General features: G+C 53.8%; 14 protein-coding genes. 2 read left to right on the top strand and 12 right to left on the bottom strand.

Annotated elements, in window-relative coordinates:
• Nucleotides 1–132: 132 nt before the first annotated feature.
• The 6 genes from DBK98_RS19755 to DBK98_RS19730 form a co-directional block, all read right to left on the bottom strand.
• A complete protein-coding gene (locus DBK98_RS19755; protein ID WP_008655861.1) occupies nucleotides 133–5,973 on the bottom strand; it encodes an N-6 DNA methylase in 5,841 nt (1,946 codons plus the stop codon).
• Nucleotides 5,963–6,415 carry a DUF1896 domain-containing protein gene (locus DBK98_RS19750; RefSeq protein WP_008645575.1) on the bottom strand — a complete coding sequence of 151 codons (453 nt, stop codon included), beginning with the start codon at nucleotides 6,413–6,415 and terminating at the stop codon, nucleotides 5,963–5,965. Before DBK98_RS19750 ends, DBK98_RS19755 begins: the two co-directional genes overlap by 11 nt.
• Nucleotides 6,416–6,578: 163 nt before the next feature.
• Entirely contained in the window at nucleotides 6,579–8,669 is a 2,091-nt protein-coding gene (locus DBK98_RS19745) for a type IA DNA topoisomerase (protein WP_008645574.1), read from the bottom strand.
• 59 nt (nucleotides 8,670–8,728) lie between these two features.
• Nucleotides 8,729–10,306 (bottom strand): DUF4099 domain-containing protein, encoded by a 1,578-nt coding sequence (locus tag DBK98_RS19740; protein WP_008645573.1) that lies wholly within the window; start codon nucleotides 10,304–10,306, stop codon nucleotides 8,729–8,731.
• Nucleotides 10,307–10,325: 19 nt separating this feature from the next.
• Complete coding sequence (locus tag DBK98_RS19735; protein ID WP_008655857.1) at nucleotides 10,326–10,676, bottom strand: helix-turn-helix domain-containing protein; 351 nt, start codon at nucleotides 10,674–10,676, stop codon at nucleotides 10,326–10,328.
• A gap of 3 nt (nucleotides 10,677–10,679) precedes the next feature.
• On the bottom strand, nucleotides 10,680–11,072 hold the full coding sequence (locus DBK98_RS19730) for a helix-turn-helix domain-containing protein (RefSeq protein ID WP_008655856.1): 393 nt from the start codon (nucleotides 11,070–11,072) through the stop codon (nucleotides 10,680–10,682).
• Nucleotides 11,073–11,322: 250 nt separating this feature from the next.
• On the opposite strand from DBK98_RS19730, the gene DBK98_RS19725 reads away from it, so the two are divergent.
• Together DBK98_RS19725 and DBK98_RS19720 are read left to right on the top strand one after the other, a co-directional pair.
• Nucleotides 11,323–11,616 (top strand): helix-turn-helix domain-containing protein, encoded by a 294-nt coding sequence (locus tag DBK98_RS19725; protein ID WP_032535412.1) that lies wholly within the window; start codon nucleotides 11,323–11,325, stop codon nucleotides 11,614–11,616.
• 39 nt (nucleotides 11,617–11,655) lie between these two features.
• A complete protein-coding gene (locus DBK98_RS19720) occupies nucleotides 11,656–11,961 on the top strand; it encodes a helix-turn-helix domain-containing protein (protein WP_008645571.1) in 306 nt (101 codons plus the stop codon).
• A gap of 79 nt (nucleotides 11,962–12,040) precedes the next feature.
• Here the strand turns inward: DBK98_RS19720 and DBK98_RS19715 are convergent, their stop codons facing one another.
• The 6 genes from DBK98_RS19715 to DBK98_RS19690 all read right to left on the bottom strand — a co-directional run bounded on the left by DBK98_RS19715 (nucleotide 12,041) and on the right by DBK98_RS19690 (nucleotide 22,165).
• Nucleotides 12,041–12,403 carry a hypothetical protein gene (locus tag DBK98_RS19715; protein WP_008645570.1) on the bottom strand — a complete coding sequence of 121 codons (363 nt, stop codon included), beginning with the start codon at nucleotides 12,401–12,403 and terminating at the stop codon, nucleotides 12,041–12,043.
• An 11-nt stretch (nucleotides 12,404–12,414) separates the two neighbouring features.
• On the bottom strand, nucleotides 12,415–13,650 hold the full coding sequence (locus DBK98_RS19710) for a site-specific integrase (protein WP_008645569.1): 1,236 nt from the start codon (nucleotides 13,648–13,650) through the stop codon (nucleotides 12,415–12,417).
• Between the two features lie 520 nt (nucleotides 13,651–14,170).
• Complete coding sequence (locus tag DBK98_RS19705) at nucleotides 14,171–15,445, bottom strand: TolC family protein (RefSeq protein ID WP_032530678.1); 1,275 nt, start codon at nucleotides 15,443–15,445, stop codon at nucleotides 14,171–14,173.
• Nucleotides 15,446–15,471: 26 nt separating this feature from the next.
• Nucleotides 15,472–18,507 (bottom strand): efflux RND transporter permease subunit, encoded by a 3,036-nt coding sequence (locus DBK98_RS19700; RefSeq protein ID WP_032535708.1) that lies wholly within the window; start codon nucleotides 18,505–18,507, stop codon nucleotides 15,472–15,474.
• Nucleotides 18,508–18,649: 142 nt separating this feature from the next.
• Entirely contained in the window at nucleotides 18,650–19,702 is a 1,053-nt protein-coding gene (locus tag DBK98_RS19695) for an efflux RND transporter periplasmic adaptor subunit (protein ID WP_005807695.1), read from the bottom strand.
• A 147-nt stretch (nucleotides 19,703–19,849) separates the two neighbouring features.
• A complete protein-coding gene (locus tag DBK98_RS19690) occupies nucleotides 19,850–22,165 on the bottom strand; it encodes a family 65 glycosyl hydrolase domain-containing protein (protein ID WP_005780672.1) in 2,316 nt (771 codons plus the stop codon).
• Nucleotides 22,166–22,200: the final 35 nt, after the last annotated feature.

Raw genomic sequence — 22,200 nt, 5'->3', positions numbered from 1 at the left:
ATTTAATAGAGGCTGCCCAAAAAGAAAGAAATTCTTGCAATCACTCTTCTACAGATACTTGCAGAGGGGATAAGATTTACTTTTAGACCTTTTGGATAGCCCCTATTAATATTTTATATAAAATTCATAATTTTAAATTTTTATCCCTTTCGATCGGTTTTCATCCTTAAACTGAAAACCCGGACGCCCGATAATGATATGATTGGCAATGAAATTGCCAGACGGACTTCGTTTATCCATCGGGCTGCGAATCTGCGGGACATCATCGGTTTGTTGTGGCGATATGCTCCGTACACCTTCCGCATCTGGCTTGATCTCCTGCCCGTTCTTTTCTTTTTCGGTGACTTCCTGCGCGGGCGGCGCAAGCTCCAACTGTATCTTGCGGTCAAGCGCGGCAAGTTCGGACTTCAACTGTTTCAGTTCGTCCTCTTTCTTCCACACCTTGCCCGCTATCTCCTGCAACTGCGGAACCTCCTTTTCCAGCACCTCGTTCTTCGCCTTATACTGGTCGATGATGGACGGAATCCTCTCCAATGCATTCAGGAAATTACGTGCGGCGGCTACCGGGTCAGCCATCGCCAGATGCCCGTTGTTATAGGTGTATTTGTAATTCCCTTCCACCACGAAGCGATTGTCGGTAAATTCCAGCCCCTCTTTGAGTATCCTCTCGCTGACCACCATTATCGGGAAACCGTAAATCTCCCCGACAGGCTTGTACAAACCGCCCGTCGTGGCGTTCTTGGCTATCTCCTGCAAACGCTTTCCAATAACTTTTTCGTCGGTTGAATCCACGCCGTCCACCTTGACAATATTAAGGCGACTACCTTCCTTATCAGTCTGCACAACGGAAAGAAAACGGTTCCAGTCCTCCGTCATGGCTTCGATGACAGCCGTGTTGTTGCGCAGTTCCCCCGTCTTGGCTTCCAGCTTGAACTCCGAATCGCGCTTGCCCTTGTTGAACGACTTGCGTTCCCCTTCAAGCGATGCGATACGCTTCTCCAGTTTCGCCTTGTCCAAAAGGTCGGTATTGCCGGAGAGCAACGCCATGTACTCCGAGAAGTTCATGCCCGATTTCTCGTCCATAGCCCCCTCATCGATGGTACGTGCGCCCATCGCCCCGCTTTTGAGCTGCGAGATGAACGTCTGCTTGCAGTGCAGCAGGTTGAACTTGTAGCTGTCCAACGACTTTTCCACCGCGTAGATGATGACATCCACATTGTTCCCGGCAAAACGCTTGGCAATCTCGTTGCCCGCCCTAACTCCGCGTCCGTCACGCTGTTGCAGGTCGGATGGACGCCACGGCGTATCCAAATGATGGATTGCGACACACCGTTTCTGCGCGTTCACACCCGTTCCGAGCATGGAAGTGGAACCGAACAGCACGCGCACCGTTCCGGCGTTCATGGCGTCTATCACCCCCTTGCGTGCCTTGTCGGTCTTGCACTCCTGAATGAAGCGCACCTCGCTTGCCGGGATGCCGTAGTCCTCCGTCAGCTTCCGCTTTATCTCGCTGTACACGTTCCATCCGTCGCCCGGCTGGTATGTTCCCAGATCCGAGAACACGAACTGCGTGCCTTTCTGCGCGTCGTATTTGTGGTAATACTCCGCAATCGTCTTGGCGCAGTGGGAAGCCTTGTTGTCGGGGTGGTCCTCATAATGCGGGTCTATCATGCGCATGTCGAGAGCCATCTTCCGCGCGTAATCGGTGGCGATAAGCATCTTCGCCTTCTCCTCCGTTTCCGACAGGGGCGGTCTGCCCAGCAGCGTGGCGTCACCCGTCTTGGCGAACTGCATCAGCTGTTTGATGAAATACTCTTGGTCGGGCGTGGGAGGTATGTGATGCAGTATCTCGTTCTTACGCGGACGATCCACACCCACGTCCTCCGCCGTGCGGTAATCGGTAATCTCGTTGTAGAAGGCGGCAAGCTCCGGCACTTTGATGAAATATCGGAAACGCTCCTTCTGAACCACATTGTTCGTCACGTTGAACTCGAAGTCGGTTGTCTTTTTGGCGAAAATTGCCGCCCATGCGTCGAAGCATCGGATATCCTGCCTTTCCAATTCCTTCGGACGCAGATACTTGAAGAGCAGGTACAATTCCGTCAGACTGTTGGAAATGGTTGTGCCGGACAGGAACGTAGCCCCCAAGTCCTTGTCCGTGCGCTCCTGTATAGTTCGTATGGCAAAAAGCATATTCAGGGCTTTCTGGCTTCCTTCCGAGTTTCCCAACCCCGCCACACGGTCATGCCGGGTGTTGAAAGTCAAGTTCTTGAATTGGTGGCTCTCGTCAATGAAGATGTGGTCGATGCCCATCTGCTTGAAGTCCACTACGTCATCCGTGCGGGATTTGATGGCGTGTTCCACTTTCTCCAACTTCGCCACAAGGTTGTGCTTGCGTTTCTCCAATCCTTTCAGCATCGCCCGCGACACGTTCTTGCCCTGCTGCCGCAGCACTTCAAGGTTTTCCTCCACCGTGTCAAGCTCCGCTTGCAGGATGCGCTGTTGCAACTCCGGCGACTGTGGTATCTTGCCGAACTGGTCGTGCGACATGATGACGCAATCGTAGTCGTTGTTCTTGATGTTGTTGAAAAAACGCACGCGGTTGGCAGTCGAGAAATCCTTTTCCGAAGCGTAGAGAATCCTCGCATTAGGATATGCCGCCTGATAAGTGGCTACTATCTCCGCCACGTTCGCCTTCAAGCCGATAATCATCGGCTTGTGCGCCAAGTTCAGACGCTTCATTTCATGCGCTGCAATACACATTATCAGTGTTTTACCTGTTCCAACTTCGTGGTCACAGATCCCGCCTCCGTTCTGTTTTATCATCCAGACGCAATCCTTCTGCGACGGATAAACGCTTTGAATACCCCGGCTTGCCAATCCTTTCAGATTGAGGTCGGGAAACGTCTGGTGCGAACCGTCATACTTCGGTCGCACGAAACAGTTGAACTTGCGGTTGTACATTGTCGTCAGCCGTTCCTTGAACTGCGGCGACTGCTCTTCCAGCCATTCCGAGAACCCGTTACGGATTTCGTCAATCTTGGCGTTGGCGAGCTGTATGCCCTCGCTGTCGCGCACCTTGATGTCATTGCCATGCTCATCCTTGCCGATGGACTTCATCATGTCGGGGCAGGTGTTGTGCAGGGCGTGTTTCAACAGGTGCATACCGTCATAGTTCCGGTAATAGCCCTTCACTAAAAACTCGTCCGTGATTTTCATGGTGCGGTAGCCGCACGCCACCGAATACTCGTCCATGCTTGCGGAGTAGGCGATTTTCACGTCCGTGTCGAAAAGATGGCTCATGTAGGCGGCGTACACGCCCGTCGGAATCCAGCGTTCCCCGAAATTGAAGTCGAGGTCCTCGAAGGCGATGCGCGGCGGCTCGGCTTCTTTCAGAGCCAACAACGCCTGCTTCACTTCCGGCATACGCCCGTTTTCTGGGTTGTCACCCATCCATGCCTTGATGCGCTCCGCCTTCTCTATCACGTTCCCGGCGATGAACCTGTCCTTTATCTCGTAACCGGTTACGAGCGGGTTGTAGAAGATGCGTCCTTTGAGGGCGTCAAGCAATCCCTCTTCCGTGCTGTCGGTTATCTCCCGCATATAGTCGAGATTGACCGTGCCGAACTTGTTGAGCGATGCGGAGAGTGCCTCTTCGGGAGAGCTTACGTTGGCATGGCTCTCCACCGAGAAGGAAACGGGACGCTCGAAGATGTCCGCCTTGACGAACCTGCCGTCTTCCGCACGTTCCAACGAAAGGATGTCGCGCCCGGCGGCATCCATCATCAACAGTTTCACGTTCTGCTTGGCATTGAGGTTGCCGTAGCGCATGACAAACTCATCGTAGCAGGTGTTCAACGCTATGCGTTGTGCAGACCCTTCATCGTGATACTCCGCCTCGTAGCGGTAAAGCCGCTCGTATGAATCACGGAGTGACACATACAACATCGCTTTCTCCTTCTGGTAGCCAGTCAGGTCAAGCGGTTGGAATGTCGCGCCGTAAGGCGTGAGGTCTTTCAAATAACCGAGATTGCGTGAAGCATCCAGTACCATAGAGCCGTCACGATAGTGCGGCTCCAGCATGCCGTTGAACGGACGGGGAGAAAGGTCGAGAGGTTCCTCCTCCGGTTTTTCCGCTTCCATTTCGGGGAAAAGGGAGGTTGCAGCCGTTTCCGTTGCGTGAGCGGCAGGAGTGGCGGCAACTTCCGGCTGCGTTTCGGGTTGCCGTGTTTCCTGCTCCGGTGCGGCTTTCACGTCCGGGACATGCTGCCGTTTCTCCTGATGCTGTGCCGCCAGCCTGCGAAGCTCCTTGCGTCGCTCCGGCGTGAGGTCCATCATCATTTCATAGAAGCCGTTGATGGGCGGGTTGGTATCCCAATCCAAAGTGGCGTAAATATCATCCGGATCGGCTTTGGCTGCGACACTCACCGGCTTTGTTTCTTGGCTGTCCCTGTTCTCCGTCGGTGGTGCGGCAGACGGCTGTGGCGGTGCGGTCGTAACCTTCGGCGTAACCTGCGCCTGCGGTTTGGGAGGCATACGTCTTGCCGGGCTTTCCTTTTTCGCCGTCTTTTTCTTCTTGGAGGGTGCTTCCTGCTTGCGTACCTCCTCGGTCATGCCCCAGAGGTCGAGCAGGGAGAGCTGCACGCCCTCCGAATAATCGGGACGGTGCGGCTCTATCTCCGGCTTTTCTTCCTCCGGCTGCGGTGTTACCGCTTCGGGCTTGGCTGCCATTTCATTACGTGGCTGTATCTCAGGAGTGACAACTGGTATGGAAATGGTTTCCGTAACCGTGCTTTTCCCCTGTGCCGGATGCAGGCTGTACATTTCATACAGTTCTTTGTCAAACTGATGCAACTCGATTTTCAGATGTTCCCGCAAGTCCTCCGCCATTTGCCCGATGCCGCCCCGGTGCAGGAGTTGATAGGCAGGTTTCCCGTAAGGGTCTGTGCCTCTGATTAAATCCGTATTGGAAAGAGAGCTGATGCTCCATACATACCCGTTCACCGAAGTGCCGATGGGCGTCTGTTCGGTCTGCATGAAAAGTTTCTCGTTGTAGTACAGTTCCCCGTTCTTTCCGCTGTTCTTTTGCAGGATAATCAGGTCGCTGCCCACCTCCGTACCCGCGTTGTCCGTGAAGAGATTGTTCGGCAGGCGTGCGACACCCACCAGATTGGCATTACGCATCATATACTCGCGTATGGGTGCGTTGGACGGTGCGTCCAGCACCCCCTGCGAGGTGATGAACGCCACGATGCCGCCCTCACGCACAGCGTCAAGGCTTTTCAGGAAGAAGTAGTTGTGTATTGCCTTCGGTGCGGAACGCCTTGCCGGGTCTTGGCTTCCTGTAAACTCCGGGTCGAACACAGCCACGTCGCCGAACGGGATGTTCGAGATGGCAAGGTCGAAATAATCCGTGAAGGGCTTCTCTATCTTCTCGAATCCCTGCACCCTTACCTTTTGGTCGGGATGCAGGTGTCCCAATATCTTGCCCGTCATCAGGTCTTTCTCGAAAGCCATGATGTCCGCGTCCGGCTTGTTTTCCAGCACGGCATCCACGAATGCGCCCACGCCCGCCGACGGCTCCAACACACGGTCGGGACGTATGCCGTGTTCATGCAGAGCCTCCGCAATCGTGCCGGTTATCTCCGGCGGTGTGTAGAATGCGGTCAGCACGGACTGCTTCATGGCATCCGCGTACCGCTTGTACTCCGTATCGTCCTTGCTGTTTTCACGCACCAGCCTGTGCAGTTCCACCGTAGGGGCAAACAGTTCGAGGTCCGATTTCGCCCAATGCACGGCATCCGTCAGTTCCTTTGCCGGGTTCAGTATGCACTTCAACCCGCCGAAACCGCAATACTTCCGAAGTATGGCTTGTTCCTCGGCGGTTGCCGTCCTCCGTTCCCTGTCAAGGATGAATGCCGTCCGTATCGCCTCGATGTTGTCCCGCAGCCGTTGTTTGCGGTTAAACGCCATATTCCCCGATATAAAGGACGACGGCTCCCGTCAGCTCCGTGTAGAGCAGGTCGTATTCGGGCGACAGGGCGAAGTTGTCGTCCGAAAGATCATAGGCGGAGAATACGTTGCCGACAGGCGGCAGCAGCTTTCGGATGAAGGCTTCGCGTTTCTTTTCCGGCACTTCGTCGGCAAACTCGTTTTCCACGACTTCGCGGAGGATGGCGTACTTGGAATAGCGAAGACCACGCAGGAGCGTGTCCATCGCCAACTCCTGCGCCCCCTCGGACGGATAGCCTTCGAGCCGCGCACGCTCATACGTTTCGGCGGCACGGTCGGCACGTTCCCGGATGAAGGCATCGTCGGAAGCCTGTTCAAACCTGTTCGTGCGGAGATAGTCCAGCAGGTACAGACCGTAATAGGAAAAGTCGGTCTGACCTTCGTTTTTCTTCTTGTTGTTCATTACTTTGGAATTTAGTGGGTTGATAATGATGGGGATAATCGTCTGAAAAGGAGAATGAAAAGGCACTCGGTATCCCTCCGAGTGCCACCACTAAATCCAAAGTATGAGTGTAATCCGGTATCGAAGAACAATTCATTACTCTGAACAAGTGGCAAAGTTAATACTATTTCTTCCGTCCTGAAAATTTCCTGCTCGTTTTCCTTTCGGGGAACACGAAAGTCGTGTTATAGTCCCCGTCAAAGGCGACTATGGCGTCGAAGCTCTTGCCCTGCTTGCTCTTGAAGCCTTTGAGCGGCTTCGTATGCCCATCGGTGAGCAGCTCTTTGATCTCGTCATCGGAAAGGGTGCGGTTCGCCTTCAGGCGGAACACGGGTAGCCCGCAGTCCGCGTTGTCGCAGCGGACGACCTTGCCGTAGAACTGCATACTGCCCGTTCCGCACTTGGGACACTTGCAGCCGGAATCCCTGCGGGCGAACAGCTTGTCGCACGAGAGCAGTTCGGAGGTAATCTCCTTTGTGTACGCCTCTATCTCCTTGCAGAAGGTGTCGGCGGGCAGCTCCCCGCGCTCGATGCGTGCCAGATTCTTCTCCCATTCGCCCGTCATGGCGACGTCGGCGATGCGCATCGTCTTCACGACAGAGTAAAGGGCAAGCCCTTTTTCTGTCGGCACAAGCGATTTCTTGCAGCGTTCCATGTAGCCGCGCTTGAAGAGCGTTTCGATGATGGCGGCACGGGTGGCGGGCGTGCCGATGCCGCAGTCCTTCAAAGCCTGACGGAGTGCGTCGTCCTCTATGTCCTTGCCCGCCGTTTCCATAGCCGAGAGCAAGGTTGCTTCGGTATGCAACGGCTTGGGTTTGGTCTTTCCCTCCGTGATGGAACAGCCTTTCAACGTCAGCGTGTCGCCTTCCCGCCAGCCGGGGATGGCGGTTTCTTCCTTGTCCTCCTCACCATATACGGCACGCCATCCGGCTTGCCTGATGACGCTGCCTTTCACCGTGAACTCCACTCCGGCACACTCCGCCGTGACGGTAGCGGTGTCCTTGACGCATTTCTCGGAGAACGCCTCGATCATGCGCCCGGCAACCATCTGATAGACGGTGTTGTCTTCTTTGGAGAGGAACAGCGGTTTCTCTCCCGTGACGAGCAGGGCGTGGTGGTCCGTCACCTTGCTACCGTCCACGCTTCTGCGTGTCGGGACGGCTTTCGGCTGCACCTTGCCTTTCCATTCGGGCAAAGCCCCGATGAAGGCGAGCAGCTTGGGGATTTCGGCGAACACGTCTTCGGGGATGTAGCGGCTTCCGGTTCTCGGATAGGTGATGAGCTTCTTCTCGTAGAGCTTCTGCGCGATTTCAAGCGTCTGTTCCGCCGTGAAGCCGTGCTTGGTGTTGGCTTCCTTCTGGAGCGTGGTCAGGTCGTACAGGAGCGGTGTTTCCTCCGTCTTCTCCTTGCGTTCGGCTTTCGTGACGGTGGCTGTGCCTGCCGACTTCACCTTATTATACAGTTCCGTCGCGGGCTCTTTCTCTTTCCATTTTTCGGAAGAGGAAAACTTCACAGTTCCTTCGTCGCAGCCGTCCGTTGCGATATGGAGCTGCCAGAAGGCTTCGGGCGTGAAGCGGCGGTTCTCCCAGTAGCGTGCGCACACCATCGCCAATGTAGGTGTCTGCACCCGCCCGACGGAGTAAGTGCCGTGTCCGGCGGCGATGGAGAGTGCCTGCGTGCCGTTGATGCCCACGAGCCAGTCCGATTCGCTCCGCGCTTTGGCGGCAAGATAGAGGTCGTCGTATTTGCCGCCCGCTTCAAGGTTGCGCAGTCCCTCGCGGATAGCCTTGTCGGTAAGCGAGCTTATCCAGAGGCGGACGAACGGGGTGGCGCATCCGGTGTAATGGTAGAGGTAGCGGAAAATAAGCTCACCCTCGCGTCCGGCATCGGTCGCCACGATGATCTGTTCACTTTCCTTGAATAGCCGGGTGACGGTCTTGATCTGCGTCACCACGCCGCTGTCGGGCTTGTAGCCCTTCTCCGTCTTTACCTGACGGGGGACGAGCGTGAAGGTGTCGGGGATGACGGGCAGGTTGTCACGGACGAAGCCGCGTATGCCGTAGCCGTCGGGCATGGCAAGCTGTACGAGATGTCCGAACGCCCAAGTCACGGCGTAGCCGCCTCCCTCGAAATATCCTTCCTCTCTCTTTGTCGCGCCCACGATACGGGCGATCTCACGTGCCACAGACGGCTTTTCTGCAATGATTGTCTTCATATTCTTCTGTCGTTTTGAATTTTACAAATGTTACTTCGGATTTAGTGGCGGACACCGGATTACATCTTCATGCCCTTATTGTTTCTTTTTTGCGGCTTCTCCTGCTGCTGTTGCTGCGCGGTGTCCTTCGGGGCGGTCTGTCCCTTCCGCAACGGCTCCTTCAGGTTCTTGGTAGCCTCGTTGGTCTTGCCCTCGCTGTTCACCGCCACCTGCGTGCGGCTCTCGTTGGAAGGCGCGACCTTCTGCGCGTTGTCGGGGTTGGTGTCGTAGCGGTACGGGCGTCCCTTCTCCGGGTTGAACTTGATGTACATCGTGGCGTGGAAGCCCTGCTTGTCGGTCACGTTCTCCAGTTTCACGGCTTTGCCCGCCACGTAGTCGGCTTTCTGCTGCTCGGTGAAGTCCACGCCGCTCCATTTGCTGATGGGGCGGATGCTGCCGTCGGCGTTCGTCCACGTGTTGCGGCGTTGCTCCTTGTTCGTGTTGGCTGTGTTTTCCGTACCTTGCGCCTGTTTCTCCTTATTTTCCTGTGTCTGGACGGCACGGGGCGACCTGCCGGTTCCCGGCACGAACTCCACGCCGCGCTGCTCCACGTTCACTTGCAGGGTGGTGACGAACTTCCTGCCGTCCTTGCGTTCGATGAGTTTGTCACGCACGGGCAGACCGGCACGCAGCATGTCCTGCTCCTGCTTGGTGATTTCCGTCTTGCCGATGCGTTCCGGTATGCGCACCTTGCTGGCCGAGACATCCGTGATTTCGTTCGTCTTGCGGTCGATGCTGACGAACGAGGGGATGATCTCGCCCGTTTCCCTGTCCACGAGGTCCACGACCCTGCCGAGGTTGCCCGTTTCGCGCAGGTTCTTCCGGTCATCGTCGGAGAACTTGTGTTCCTTGTAGTCGTCGAGCTTCTGCTCCTTGCGGATGAAGTGCGGCACAAGGCTGACGTTGCCCTCGCCGTCCTTCTTGAAGGAGAGGCGGGCGTCCAGTTCGAAAGCCTCTCCGCCGAAATTGGGCGACACCCTCACCAAGTCGGACTTGCCGTAGTTGAGCATCCTGTTAAGGTCGCCCGACTTTTCAAGGTCGTCGCGCTTCACGCCCCATTTCTCCTCCAACTTCTGCCAGTTGATCTTGCTCTCGTCGATGGGCTGGTAGCCCCGGTTGCCCTGCGTCTGCTGAGGACTTTCCTGATTCTGTTCGTTTTTCTGTTCCATTTCTTCCTGTTTTTTAGGTTCGTCATCTTGTTTCTGTTCCGGTTGTTCCTGTTTTTCGGCGGACTGCTCCTCCTGTACTTTCTTTTCGTAGCCGGAGGTGTCCACCTTGTGGGGCGCAAGCATCTCCTTGTTGCCGTCGGGATCTTTCAGCAAGTCCTTGATAACCTCCAGCAGTTTGTCGGCTTGGTCCGCCGCGACACGGTAGAAACCGAAGCGGCTGGGTTCCCTGCACTGCCGGAAGAAGTTCCTGAAGAAGTTGTCCAGCACGTCGCCGTGCCGGTCGAATTGCAGGAAACTCTGCGCGTTCTCCGCTTTCGCGGGGATACGCTTGGGGGAGCCGTCGGCGTTCAGCCCGGCTACCACGCTGATTTCGCCCGTCTTCTCGTCACGGACAACCAGCACGTCCTTTTCGTCTTTTTTCTTTGCCATCTGAAAAATGTTTTAATGGTTATTTTTGAAAGAAATTATGGATACGAGCCTTGTAGAAGGCTATGTCTTCCTTGCGGAAATCCTTTACATGTTCGGAGAGGAACGTCAGCACGTCCGCCTCGCTGTAATAGGTCTTTTTGCCGAGCGTCTTGTAGGGCAGCGCGCCGATGCTGCGGTAGCGTTGCAGGGTGCGCTTGCTGATCTGGAGCAGTATGCACAGGTCTTGGTTGTCGAAAAGCCTGATCCCGTCCATCGGGTTCGGGGCTTTGCCGGACGGCTGCATGGAGAGCAGCATCTCGTCCTGACGGTCGAGCCGTTCCATCACCTTCTGCATCCAGTTCTCGAAATTGTTGCGGGTAAGCAGTTCCATGTCTTACGTCCTCCTTCCTTTGGGTCTGCCGCCCGTGCGCAGCGTGTGGTTGCGTTTCAACTGTTCCGGTGTCGCGGCTTCGCCCGTAACGGTGCTGTCTTCGAGCAGGCGGTCGATTTCCGACTGCCGGTAGCGGCACTTGCCGCGCAGCACGACATAGGCGATGCGCTGTTCGCTGCGCATGCGCTGGAGGGTGCGGCAACTCACGTTCAGCAGGTGCGCCGCCTCGCGGGTGGTGAGCAACCTGTCGGGAGCTTCTTCCTTCCTACCGCCGGAAACGGCACGCACGTGTGCCGCTATCTCGGCTATCTGTTCCGTCAATGCGGTGAAGGCGGAACTTTCCATCGTTATCACTTTCATATTCAGTTCTTTCTTTTGGTTTATTTGCATGAACATAGGCTGCGCCTCGGCATACCGTTCAAGCGGGCTTGACGTTCTGCGCTCGGCTTGCGCTATGTTTCTGCGACAAAATTCGGCAATAAACCAAATGGGCTTTAACAGCTCACTACGTGGCTCACGTAAGATTTTTACGGATAATGGCTCCGTAACCCGGACAGACGGCGCAACAAGCTGCCTTTTAGCGGGAAACGGTACGTGTTCAAGGCGGCTTCGTTACCTTTGCGGCAAACTCTGAAATGTTTTGCTTATGGAAATAGTATCTATCGAGAAAAAGACCTTCGAGATGATGGTGGCGTCCTTCAACGCCCTCGCGGAGAAGGTAGCCGCCCTGAGGCGCAGGAGCGACGGCGGGCGGATGGAAAGGTGGCTCACGGGCGAGGAGGTCTGCGGGCAGTTGAGGATCAGCCCGCGCACGTTGCAGACTTTGCGTGACAGGCGGCTTATCGGCTACTCGCAGATAAACCGCAGGTTCTATTACAAGCCGGAGGAGGTCAAAAGGCTCATTCCGCTTGTCGGCACGCTCTATCCCGGCGGAAAATGATTTGATTTTTATTATTCACAACCCACTGAATCCGAAGTTATGATGAACGAGAACAATGAAGTGTTTACGATGGAGGACGAGCCGCTTGCCACCGTCGTGCAGAACATGCGCAAAGGCTCGAAATGGCTCTCCGCCTTTCTGGAAAGTTACCGCCCGCCGTTGGACGGGGAGCGTTACCTGACGGACAGGGAGGTGGCGGAACTGCTCCGTGTCAGCCGCCGCACCTTGCAGGAGTACCGCAACAACAGGGTGCTGCCCTTTATACTTTTGGGAGGGAAGGTGCTTTACCCCGAATCGGGGTTGCGTGAACTATTGGAGGCGAACTACCGCAAGCCGATGGAATAAGGCGGCTGCATGAAAAAAGGAAACGGGCAACTCCATACGGGCTGTCCGTTTCCTTTTTCTTTTTTCTTTTTATGCGTGTTTAGCAATACCCGGCTTTTCCGTTCTGTATGAACATCACGTATGCCTGCCGCTTTTCCTTCGAGAGTGCCTTGCCCACCAGCCACGTGCGGAACACGTGTGCATGGTAGGTGTTCAGCCGGAAGGCGATGGGGATGATGATTTCCAGCGAATACACGTCGGCTGAAAGCCCGTTTTCAAGCCGCATGTAGCGACACACCTCGTAGTCGTTCAGCACGTCCGGCTTGCGGACGGCTCTGATGGCGGCGTTCACTGCCGGGACGCCCGTGTGGAACAGTCCGGCGATTTCTGTGGAGGTCATCCATATCTCGTTACCGGTTACGCTGACCGCCTTGTCCTCTATGATGATTATGTCACGTTTCATGGCTTTTCTTTTTAGATGGTGCAACCTGCAAATTCCTCGATGCCGTTCAACCTTGCGGCAAGGTTCTCCATGTCTTGGTTGAGCTTTTCTTTGGTGATTTTCGCGTATATCTGCGTCGTTTTTATGCTCTTGTGTCCCAGCATGGAACTGACCGTTTCGATGGGTACGCCGTTGGAGAGGAACACCGTCGTGGCTGCCGTGTGTCGGCTCTGATGCCACGTGATGTGCTTGGTGATGCCGCAACGCTTGGCGACGGAACGGATTCCGGCAAGGCACGTGTTGTAGTGGGGAACGGGGAAAATCCTGCCGTTCCCGCACAGACCCCGGTATTTGTCGATGATGCGCTTTGCGATGTCGAGCAGGCGGATATTGGACACCACGCCCGTCTTCTGGCGGTTGATGTTTATCCACTCGTGTTCGTCGAAGTAGGTATGGATGTTCTCTTCCGTCAGGTTGCGCATGTCGGCGAACGACAGGCCCGTGAAGGCGCAGAACAGGTAGAGGTCGCGGTAAAGCTCCTGCTTGGCGTTTTTCAGCCTGCCCTCCATCAGCAGCCGGATTTCCTCTTTCGTCAGGAAACTGCGTGTCGTTTCCTCCTTCTTGATTTCATACTCCCGGAATGGGTCGCGTGTGAGCCACTCGTTGTTGATGGCGATGAACACCATCGTCCGCAAGGGGCAGACATACAGCCACACGGTGTTGGTGCAGCAGTGCTTGTCCGTGCGCAGGAACATCTCGAAGTCGGAGATGAAGGCGGGCGTAAGCTCTTTCAGCGCGATGTCCTTCACGCGGTAGCGGATGGTGAGGAACTCTTGCAGGTGCTTGTAAACGGTCCTGTACTTCAGGAGCGTGCCTTTGGCTTTCATGCCAGCATCCACCTGTTTCTCGTAGTCTTCGTTGTGCTGCCGGAACACCTGCATCAGCGTGTGATAGCGATGTTCCAGTCCGAGAAAGGCGTTCTTGACCTTCTCCGCCGTGACGAAGTTGTCACGCTCCATGATTTCCTGATAGTGTTTGTTGATGCGCACACGCATCTTGTCGAGCATGCGGTTCGTTTCGAGTGCCGCCGAGCTTCTGCCCGTGACACGTCCCCCTTTGGTGTCCCACAGCTTGGGATCGACGGTCAGTTTGCAGCTGAACTGCGTTTGGCTGCCGTCCACCGTAATGCGTCCCATGACGGGTACTGTCCCGTCCTTTTTCACTACCTGACGTTTGAGGTAGTAGATTACTGAAAATGTACTCTTCATCGTCCTTATTTTTTTAGGTTCAAAATTAGTTGGTGAAGAGTCCGTCGCCGGTACGCAAAACGGGGAGGAACGGCGCAATCTTTTTCCGTAACCGGATTTGTTGCGTGAGTTGTCAGTAACTCACTAATCCTTAACGCCTTGTTTCGTTATCCGTGTCCGTTTGTCGCCATTCCGTGCATGGTTACGGACAAGTAACGTAGCGGCGTCCTGATTTGGCTTCAGCGGTGATTGCGATGGCTTCACGAATAATCGGAAGCACGACTGAAACCCTTGTAACTCAATTCTATCACTATATCTTTCCGCATTTCTCTTTTTTGTAGTAACTTTGTGACTGCAATATACAATGAAAAGTTGTATATTATGTTATTTTGTGTCTTGTTTTTATATAAAATGTTGATTTTCTATGTGTATATGTGGTTGGAATAGTCAACTTTTGGCAGAATAGAGGCTGCGTATATACGAAACAGAGGCTCTATTCACTCGGAATAGAGCCTCTGTCTGTATAAAATAGAGCTTTCGTTTATTCGCTGATAACCTTTCTGTATTCTGCCACTGCCATTTTCTCTGCCAGGTAAGCATTAATCAGGCTGGTATGTGCCTGTGTCCACGAAAGTTGTGCCGAGAGTACGTCGACCATATTTGCTTTTCCTTCGTTGTAGGAGAAGGTGATCAGGTCCAGGTTTTCTTCTGCCAGCTCTTTATTTTCTTTGGCTGTCTTCACCTGCTCTTCCGTTTCCTGCAGCTTGGTCAGTGCGGCAGCCAGTTCCTGGTTGATCTGGTCTACTACGTAGCTTTGCTGCAACTTCTGTATACCCGTGTAGGCTTTCTGTTGCCGGTTGGTCTTGAACCTGGCTCCCCAGCGTAGCACGGGGATATTTACGCTCATGCCTACGATGGGGGTAAACTTCACGTCATATCCCATGTTGGGAGAAGCGGTGGCCCATCCGCCGGTGACGTACATGCTTACTTGCGGATTGTACTGGCTCAGGGCTGCCTTGCGTTGCGCCTCGCTTTTCTGGATGTTGACTTCTGTGCTGGCAAAGTCGGCACGGCGTTGCAGTACATCGTCCAGTGGGAGCAAGGTGACAGGCGGACACACGACACCGATGGAGCAAAGGCTGTCTACGGGAGCGTTGGGTTCTTCTCCCATCAGGATATTGAGTTTCTGTAGAGCCAGTGTATAATTCTGGCGTGCGCTGATGTATTGAAGTTCGGCTTCCTTACGGCGTGTCGAAATCATCAGCAGGTCGGTGCGGCTGATAGCGCCGTCTTTAAAACGGTCCTGGATGATTTCATATTGTTTCTCTACGATTTCCTGATATTGTGCCGAAGCGTCGAGCATGGCACGGGCTGAAGAGGCGTTCCAATAAAAGGCATCACTCTGATAGTGAATCTGGTCGCGTGTCAGCTCTTCGCTCAGCTGATCGAGTTTTTCGTCAGCTTGGGCTATACGGTTCTGGGCTTGCAGGGCACCGCCTGTATAGAGTGGCTGCGACACGACGAATACCCCTTGATAAGTGTGGTTGCGGTATTGTCCGGCCGGTCCGTCCCAGGAGTCCATCTCTTTCAGGTTCAGTGTTCCCTCGGCGGAGATGTCCACTTTGGGCAGGAATCCTGTAAAGGCTATTTTCCGTGCGTCCGTGCTTGCCATTGATTTCAGATGCTGCTGTTTCAGCACCTGGCTGTAAGCTTCCACACGGTCACGATATGCCTCACGGCTCAGATGCGGGGCTTGTGCCTGCACTTGTGTACAAAGTCCCAATGCAAACAGAAGTATAAGTTTATTCTTCATCATATACTTTTAAATTTTAGTTCATTTCTTTATCCCTTAATCCTGTGGATGGCGCAATAAGCTACCGGAAGCACAAACAGTGTCAGTGCCGACGCCACAAGCAGTCCGCCCATGATGGTAGCCGCCATTCCGCCGAACATGGCGTCGAACAGCAACGGAAGCATACCTAAGATCGTTGTACCCGAAGCCATGGCCACCGGTACGATACGGCTGACGGTTGCCTTTATCACGGCTTCGCGCGGATCGAGTCCCGATCGACTTTCGATGTCGATCTGGTCCACCAGTACAATGGCATTTTTGATGTTCATACCGATCAGTCCCAGCAAACCGAGGATGGCGAAGAAGTCGAACGACTTGCCTAACAGCAGCAATCCCAGTACGATACCGATAAATATCAGCGGCAGCATCAGCAAGATTACCGTCGGCTTGCGGTAGGTTTTAAACAGCAGCAGCAGGGTGGTGAACATCAGGAAGAAGGTCAGCGGCAGGTTTTTTGCCAGAGCTTCGTTCGATTCCACCTGGCTTTCCTGTTCGCCGAAGTATTTCAGGGTGTATCCTTCCGGAACCTTGATCTCTTTTTGCACCTGCGACCATATCTGGTTGAAGGCCGCGATGGCATTCACTCCCCTCCGGGGATCGCATTGCGCCATCATCACCATCTGGCGGTTGTAATCCTTCACATTTGAGAAGCGATAGCGGAAGTCGAACTCCGACACTACCTGCTCCAGACTGGTGGTTTCCGGCCCGTTGCCGAATACCGGTAATGTACGCAGGTCGTTGATGCGGAAGGAATCCGTCACACTGTTGCCTTTCAGCAGAATCGGCAGCACCTGGTCTCCTTCGCGGAATTCACCGAGAGTCATGCCGTTTGTCCCGATCTGGATGCTTTGAGCCATGCCTTGGCGGGAGACTCCCAGGGGTTGTGCCCGTTCCGGGCTGTAGATCGGTTTCCAGATGGGTATTTTATTTCCCCACGAGTTACGTATATTAATAAGGTCAGGGTTCCGGTGCATGATCTCCAGTGCCTGGTTGGTCAGTGCCACCAGCGTGTCCACATTGGGCCCGATGAAACCGATTTCGATGGCTGCATCCACAGCCGGCGACAGTTTGAAGAGGCTCGTACGGGTGATGGCATTCGGAAAGTTGGCTTTCATGTAACCGTCGAACTGTTCTTCATACTCTTTGGTATACTTGCTGTCGTTCAGTTCCACCAATACATTGGCAAAGTTCGGCTTCGGCCCTACGGAGGTAGACGCCAGGTAGTAACGCAGCGGAGTGCTTCCGAAGGTGATCGATACTTTTTTCACTTCCGGCAGTTTTTGCAGATGGGCTTCCACTTTCTTCATCTCCCGGGCCACGTCGTTCACCCCATATCCGTCCGGATAAAACACGTCGGCGCGGAAGTAGGGCTTGTCCAGTGACGGGAAGAAGTTTTGCGGCATCATTCCCATCACCACCAGTGAGACGATGAAGAGCACGATCATCGACCCTAACGTCACAATTTTGCGCCGGATCAGGACGCTCAGTATCTTTTCGAATTTGTGGTAGAACGGTTTGTCGTACGGATCTTTGCCTGCATTTTTGGCCTTGGCTTTCAGGATAAAGTTTCCGAATACGGTGGTTTGTGTCAGTGCCAGCACCCAGCTCAATCCCAGTGAGATGGCCAGTACGACGAAAAGCGGCTTCACGATTTCCGCCACGGACGAAGGTGCCAGATAAAGCGGCAGGAACGAGCAGATGGCGATGAACGTGGCTCCCAGCAATCCCCATTGTGGTCCGGTGGCTCCGTCGATCAATGCTTTCCGGCGGTCCACTCCGCGGGCGATGGCTATCTGCGCATTGTCCGTCACCACGATGGCGTTGTCCACCAGCATACCCATGGCGATGATAAATCCCGCCAGTGACGTACGGTTGAGTCCTACACCCATGAAGGACATGATAAGCAGCGTACCTCCGATGGAGAAGACCAGTGAAGAGCCGATCAATACTCCGGCACGCATCCCCATCACCAGCATGATGATGACAATTACGATCAGGATCGACTCAATCAGGTTGATGATAAATCCGTTGTTCGCCTCTTTGGCTATGACGTTTTCAAGATAAAGGCTTTCCAGGTTCAGTCCCACAGGCATCAGTGGGAGGAGTTCGGCCAATTTCTGGTCTACCATCTCACCCGTCAGCACCACGTCGCGTTGCGGGTCGGTAGATACGCCGATACCGATGGCACGTTTGCCATTGACACGCATGATGGTGCCCGGCGGGTCCATGTATCCTTTCTCTATGACGGCGATGTCACCCAGTTTTACCTGTCCGGCGCGGGTGGTGATTACCTGGTTCCGGATGTCGTCCACCGTGGTATACATACCGTTGGCTACTATGCGCAACTGCTGTTCGCCGGCGCTGATTTCTCCGGTGTTGATAATCTGGTTCTGCGATTGCAGCAGGCTTGCCAGCTGTTTGGGATCGATACCCATGCCTGCCAGCTTGTTCACCGAGACGAATATATTCACCACCTCGGTCTGTGTGCCGAACAGTGCGACTTTCATCACCCCGTCGGCAGTGACCACCTGTGTCTTGATGCGTTCGGCCCAGTCCCTCATTTCTTCGTAGCTGAATCCGTCGTCGGCTGTCAGGCCGTAGTAGATACCGAATACGTCACCGAAGTCGTCCGATACTGTGGGTACCGAAGCTCCGCTTGGCAATTGGGGTTGTATGTTGAGCACTTTGCGCCGCAGTTCGTCCCATTTCTGGGGGATGGAGGAGGCCGGTAGCGAGGGGAGCAGTTCGAACGTGATTTTGGAAATGCCGTACATGGATTCGGACTTGATCTTGTATACTCCGCTCATGCTCTGTATCTCACGGGAGATGGGCTCAGTGATCAGCCGTTCCACTTCGGCGGGCTCGGCACCGGGATAGCGCGTCATGATGACGGCCGATTTGATGACAAAAGGAGCATCTTCCTTCTTGCCCAGGCTGCTGAAAGAGGAGATACCTCCGATCAGCAATACAGCCAGAAAGAAGTAGATGACTTTGGTATTGTCTAATGAATATTTGGCTAAATTCATGATTGTATATGGTTTTGAGTGCACCACAGATTACACGGATTTTCACAGATTAATGATTTATATTATTGATAATAAGATTAAAAAATCTGTGTTAATCCGTGTAATCTGTGGTGAAATTAATTATTGCGTTGAGTGGGCACTCTTATTTCAGTTCCTTCACCGTTTCGCCTTCCACCAGTTGTGTTACGCCGGCTATTATTACCGTTTCCCCTGCTTTCAGTCCTTTCGAGATAAAGGCCTGTGCGTCTCCCGTCGGAGAGTAAACGGTTACTTCACGGCGGTTTACCTGATTCCCGTTCAGTACCCACACGTAGGTTTTGTTTCCTTCGCTTTCACCGAATATGGCACTCAGGGGCACTACCGTCATGGTTTCTTCCAGAAACGGACCTACATCGGCCGAGAAGCGGATGCTGCACGTGAAACCCGGTTTCACCTCATACAGGGCATGGTCGAAAGCGGGATCGTCGATGGTGATCGTCACCGGGATACCCGTACCGTCCGTCGAGATGTCGAGATATTCCTCCAGTTTGGCATTGAAGATGTGTCCGCGGTATGTATCGAACTCCACGCGGAAGTGTTGGTCTTTGGAACGGAGCAGATAAAGGTAAGCATCGGGGATGGTGAACTTGATGCGCAGTTTCTTGGTGTTGACCAGCTGCACAATGCCTTCGCCCGAGTTCACGCGCTGATAGTTCTCCACTAACCTTTTCTCGATAGACCCGTCGAAAGGGGCGGTCAGTTTGGTGTCGCGCATATTGTTGCTCGAAAGTTCGTAAGCCGATTTCTTTTGTTGGAAAGTCGATACGCTGATTTCATATTCTTGTACCGAGATAGCCTGCCGTGCCAATAATCGTTTGTTACGTTCCACTTGGGCAGCGGCGGTTTCGTAAGCCGATTTGTCTGCTGCATACTGTAAGGCCAGGTCGCGCGGGTCGATGGCCGCAATCAGTTGTCCTTTTTTGACCCGCTGGCCTTCTACCACCGGCAGGTTGATGATCTGTCCGCTCACGCGGAAGGCCAGTTTCACATAATCTACAGCTTCTACAATGCCCGAAAAGTCCTTTCTGATTTCCGACCGGGACTCTACCCTGGCCGTCTTTACGGGGCGTACTGTTGCCGCATTGTCTTCTTTCTTTTGTCCGCAAGCCGTTAATAGAATAAGTGCTGCGAGGATACATCCATAGTTTTTTCTCATATTTCCCATTGATTAAGAGTCTGTTTAGTCTCATTTTGAGGGGGCAAAGATATGAAACTGAAAAACTATAAACAGTTTTCCGGTTTGATAATTTAATATTATTAACAACCTGAGGCGGGTGTGGCGAGGCTTGGCGACGTCGATCGTTTATTTCTGCCTCGGTACAGTCAAATCTTTACCCTTTTTCAGGTTATAAACAACTTCGGAGATACGGATGTTCAACTCACATCCTTCTAAAAGAGAGATTTTTATCGCCTGTTTTTCGACTTTCATCTGCAGGGTGCATCCACGGAAATTTACTTTGAATGTATAGCTGTCCCACGCTTGGGGGATGATGGGGTTGAAGTCGAGCTGTCCGTCCAGTATTTTCATTCCCGCAAATCCGCGTACGATGACCTGCCAACTTCCCGCCATGCTTGTGATGTGCAACCCTTGGTGCACCTCATTATTATAGTCGTCCAGATCCAGGCGCGTGGCATGCAGGAAGAGGCGGTAGGCTTCTTCCGTGTCGCCTATCCAGGCAGCCAGAATGGCGTGGACAAAAGGTGACAGGGATGATTCGTGTACGGTACGGGGTTCGTAGAACCGGAAGTTCCGGAGAATCGTTTCACGGTCAAAGTTTTCGTAATACAGGAACAGTCCTAACAGCACGTCGCTCTGCTTGATGTAGCACGAACGCAGGATACGGTCCCATGACCACCATTGGTTGATCGGCCGTTCGTTTGCCGGGATATCGTCCACCGTGGTCAGCTCCTTGTCCGGATAGCCGTCATCCTGTATGAAGATGCCCTGTTGTTCGTCCCGGGGGAGATACATTCCGTCGATGATCTTCTGCCAGCGCGAAGTCTCTTCGGCATAATTGAAGCGGGTGACACGGCGCACCCGTGCATACTCTTCCGGAAATTCGTGGGCCACCATCTCGATGCTGTCTATGGTGCTTTGCAGGCATTGCACGCAGGAGAAGTTGGTGTACCAGTTGTTGTTGACGTTGTTTTCGTATTCGTTAGGCCCCGTCACTCCCAACAGCACAAATTTTTGCCGTGCCTGCGAGTAGGATACCCGCTGGCTCCAGAACCGGCAGATGGCAATCATCACCTCCAGTCCGTAGCGGGCAATGTACTCTTTGTTGCCTGTCACCCTGGCATACTGCATGATGGCATATACTATGATGTTGTTGCGGTGTATCTCTTCGAAAGTGATTTCCCACTCGTTGTGGCATTCTTCTCCGTGGATGGTCACCATCGGATAGAGTGCCGCCCCGTCGGTAAATCCCAGTTTACGTGCGTTTTCGATGGCTTTGGGCAACTGGTTATAGCGGTAGAGCAACAGTTTGCGGCACACTTCTCTCGGGGTGGACAGCAGGAAGTAGGGCACACAGCACAATTCTGTGTTCCATTGCGTGTTGCCGCCGTATTTTTCTCCCGTGAATCCCTTCGGACCGATGTTCAGCCGCTCGTCGTCTCCCTGATAGCTCTGGTTCAGCTGGAAGATGTTGAACCGTATGCCCTGCTGTGCTTCCGGGTCTCCTTTGATCTCCACGTCCGTCTCCTCCCAGATTTTTGCCCACCGCTCCTTATGGGCTGCCGTCAGCGATTCCCATCCCTGCTCCCTGGCTGCTTTGGCTTCGTTCACAGCGCGCTCTACCAACTCCTGACGGTCACATTGCAGCGACGACACGATGGCGGTGTACTTGATAAGAGTCACCTTCTCGCCGGGCTTCACGTCTGCTCCGGCGCTGAATCCTGTCAGTTTTTCTTTTTCTATCTTGATGGGGCTGACGCTTATCTGTTTGCTGTTCCTGAAAAAACGGTACGTCAGTGCGCAGCAGATTTGTGAATCTTCCCGCCGGGTTTGCGCCCAGAGGTAAGCGTAGTCGTTGGTGGTTTCGGCGCGCAGGATGTTCCACATCTTTTCGTCGAAATTGGCGCTTTCGTGCTTTACGTCGCCGTTCAGATAGGGTACCAGCGAGATTTTGCCTTCATAGTTCACCGATGTCACACTGTATTTTATCAGACACAGGTTCTGGTTGTCCATGCTGTTGATATGCTCTACGTGCACTTCCAGCGTGTTGCCTTTGGGCGAAGTCACCCTGAAGTCACGGTACGAGATTCCCGCCTTCATGTCCAGCCTGCGTTCATAGCTCTCCACATCCCAGTGTGCCAGATCCAGTTCCTCGTCGATCAGGCGCACGTAGATGCCGCTCCAGTCCGGAGTGTTCGGTATGCGTGAGAAGAATCGCGGGTAACCGTTTTTCCACCATCCCACACGGGTGCGGTCCAGAAAAGTGATTCCTGCTACGTATGATCCCTGCAGGGAGTCGCTGCTGTAGGACTCTTCAAAATTGCCTCGCTGTCCGAAACGTCCGTTACCGAGGCTGAATATACTTTCCGAAGCGCGAAGGTTGTCGGCGTGAAAACCTTCTTCTATGATGTTCCATTCGTCTACCTTGAGGAATTTTTTCATGGTCATTGGGATTGTGTTTTTTAGATCGGCACCTA

The organism is Bacteroides sp. PHL 2737 (genome assembly GCF_004115325.2).
GTDB classification, from domain to species: Bacteria; Bacteroidota; Bacteroidia; order Bacteroidales; family Bacteroidaceae; genus Bacteroides; species Bacteroides hominis.
Note: the sequence above shows the minus strand (reverse complement) of the source record. Positions and strands in the feature narration are given on the sequence as shown.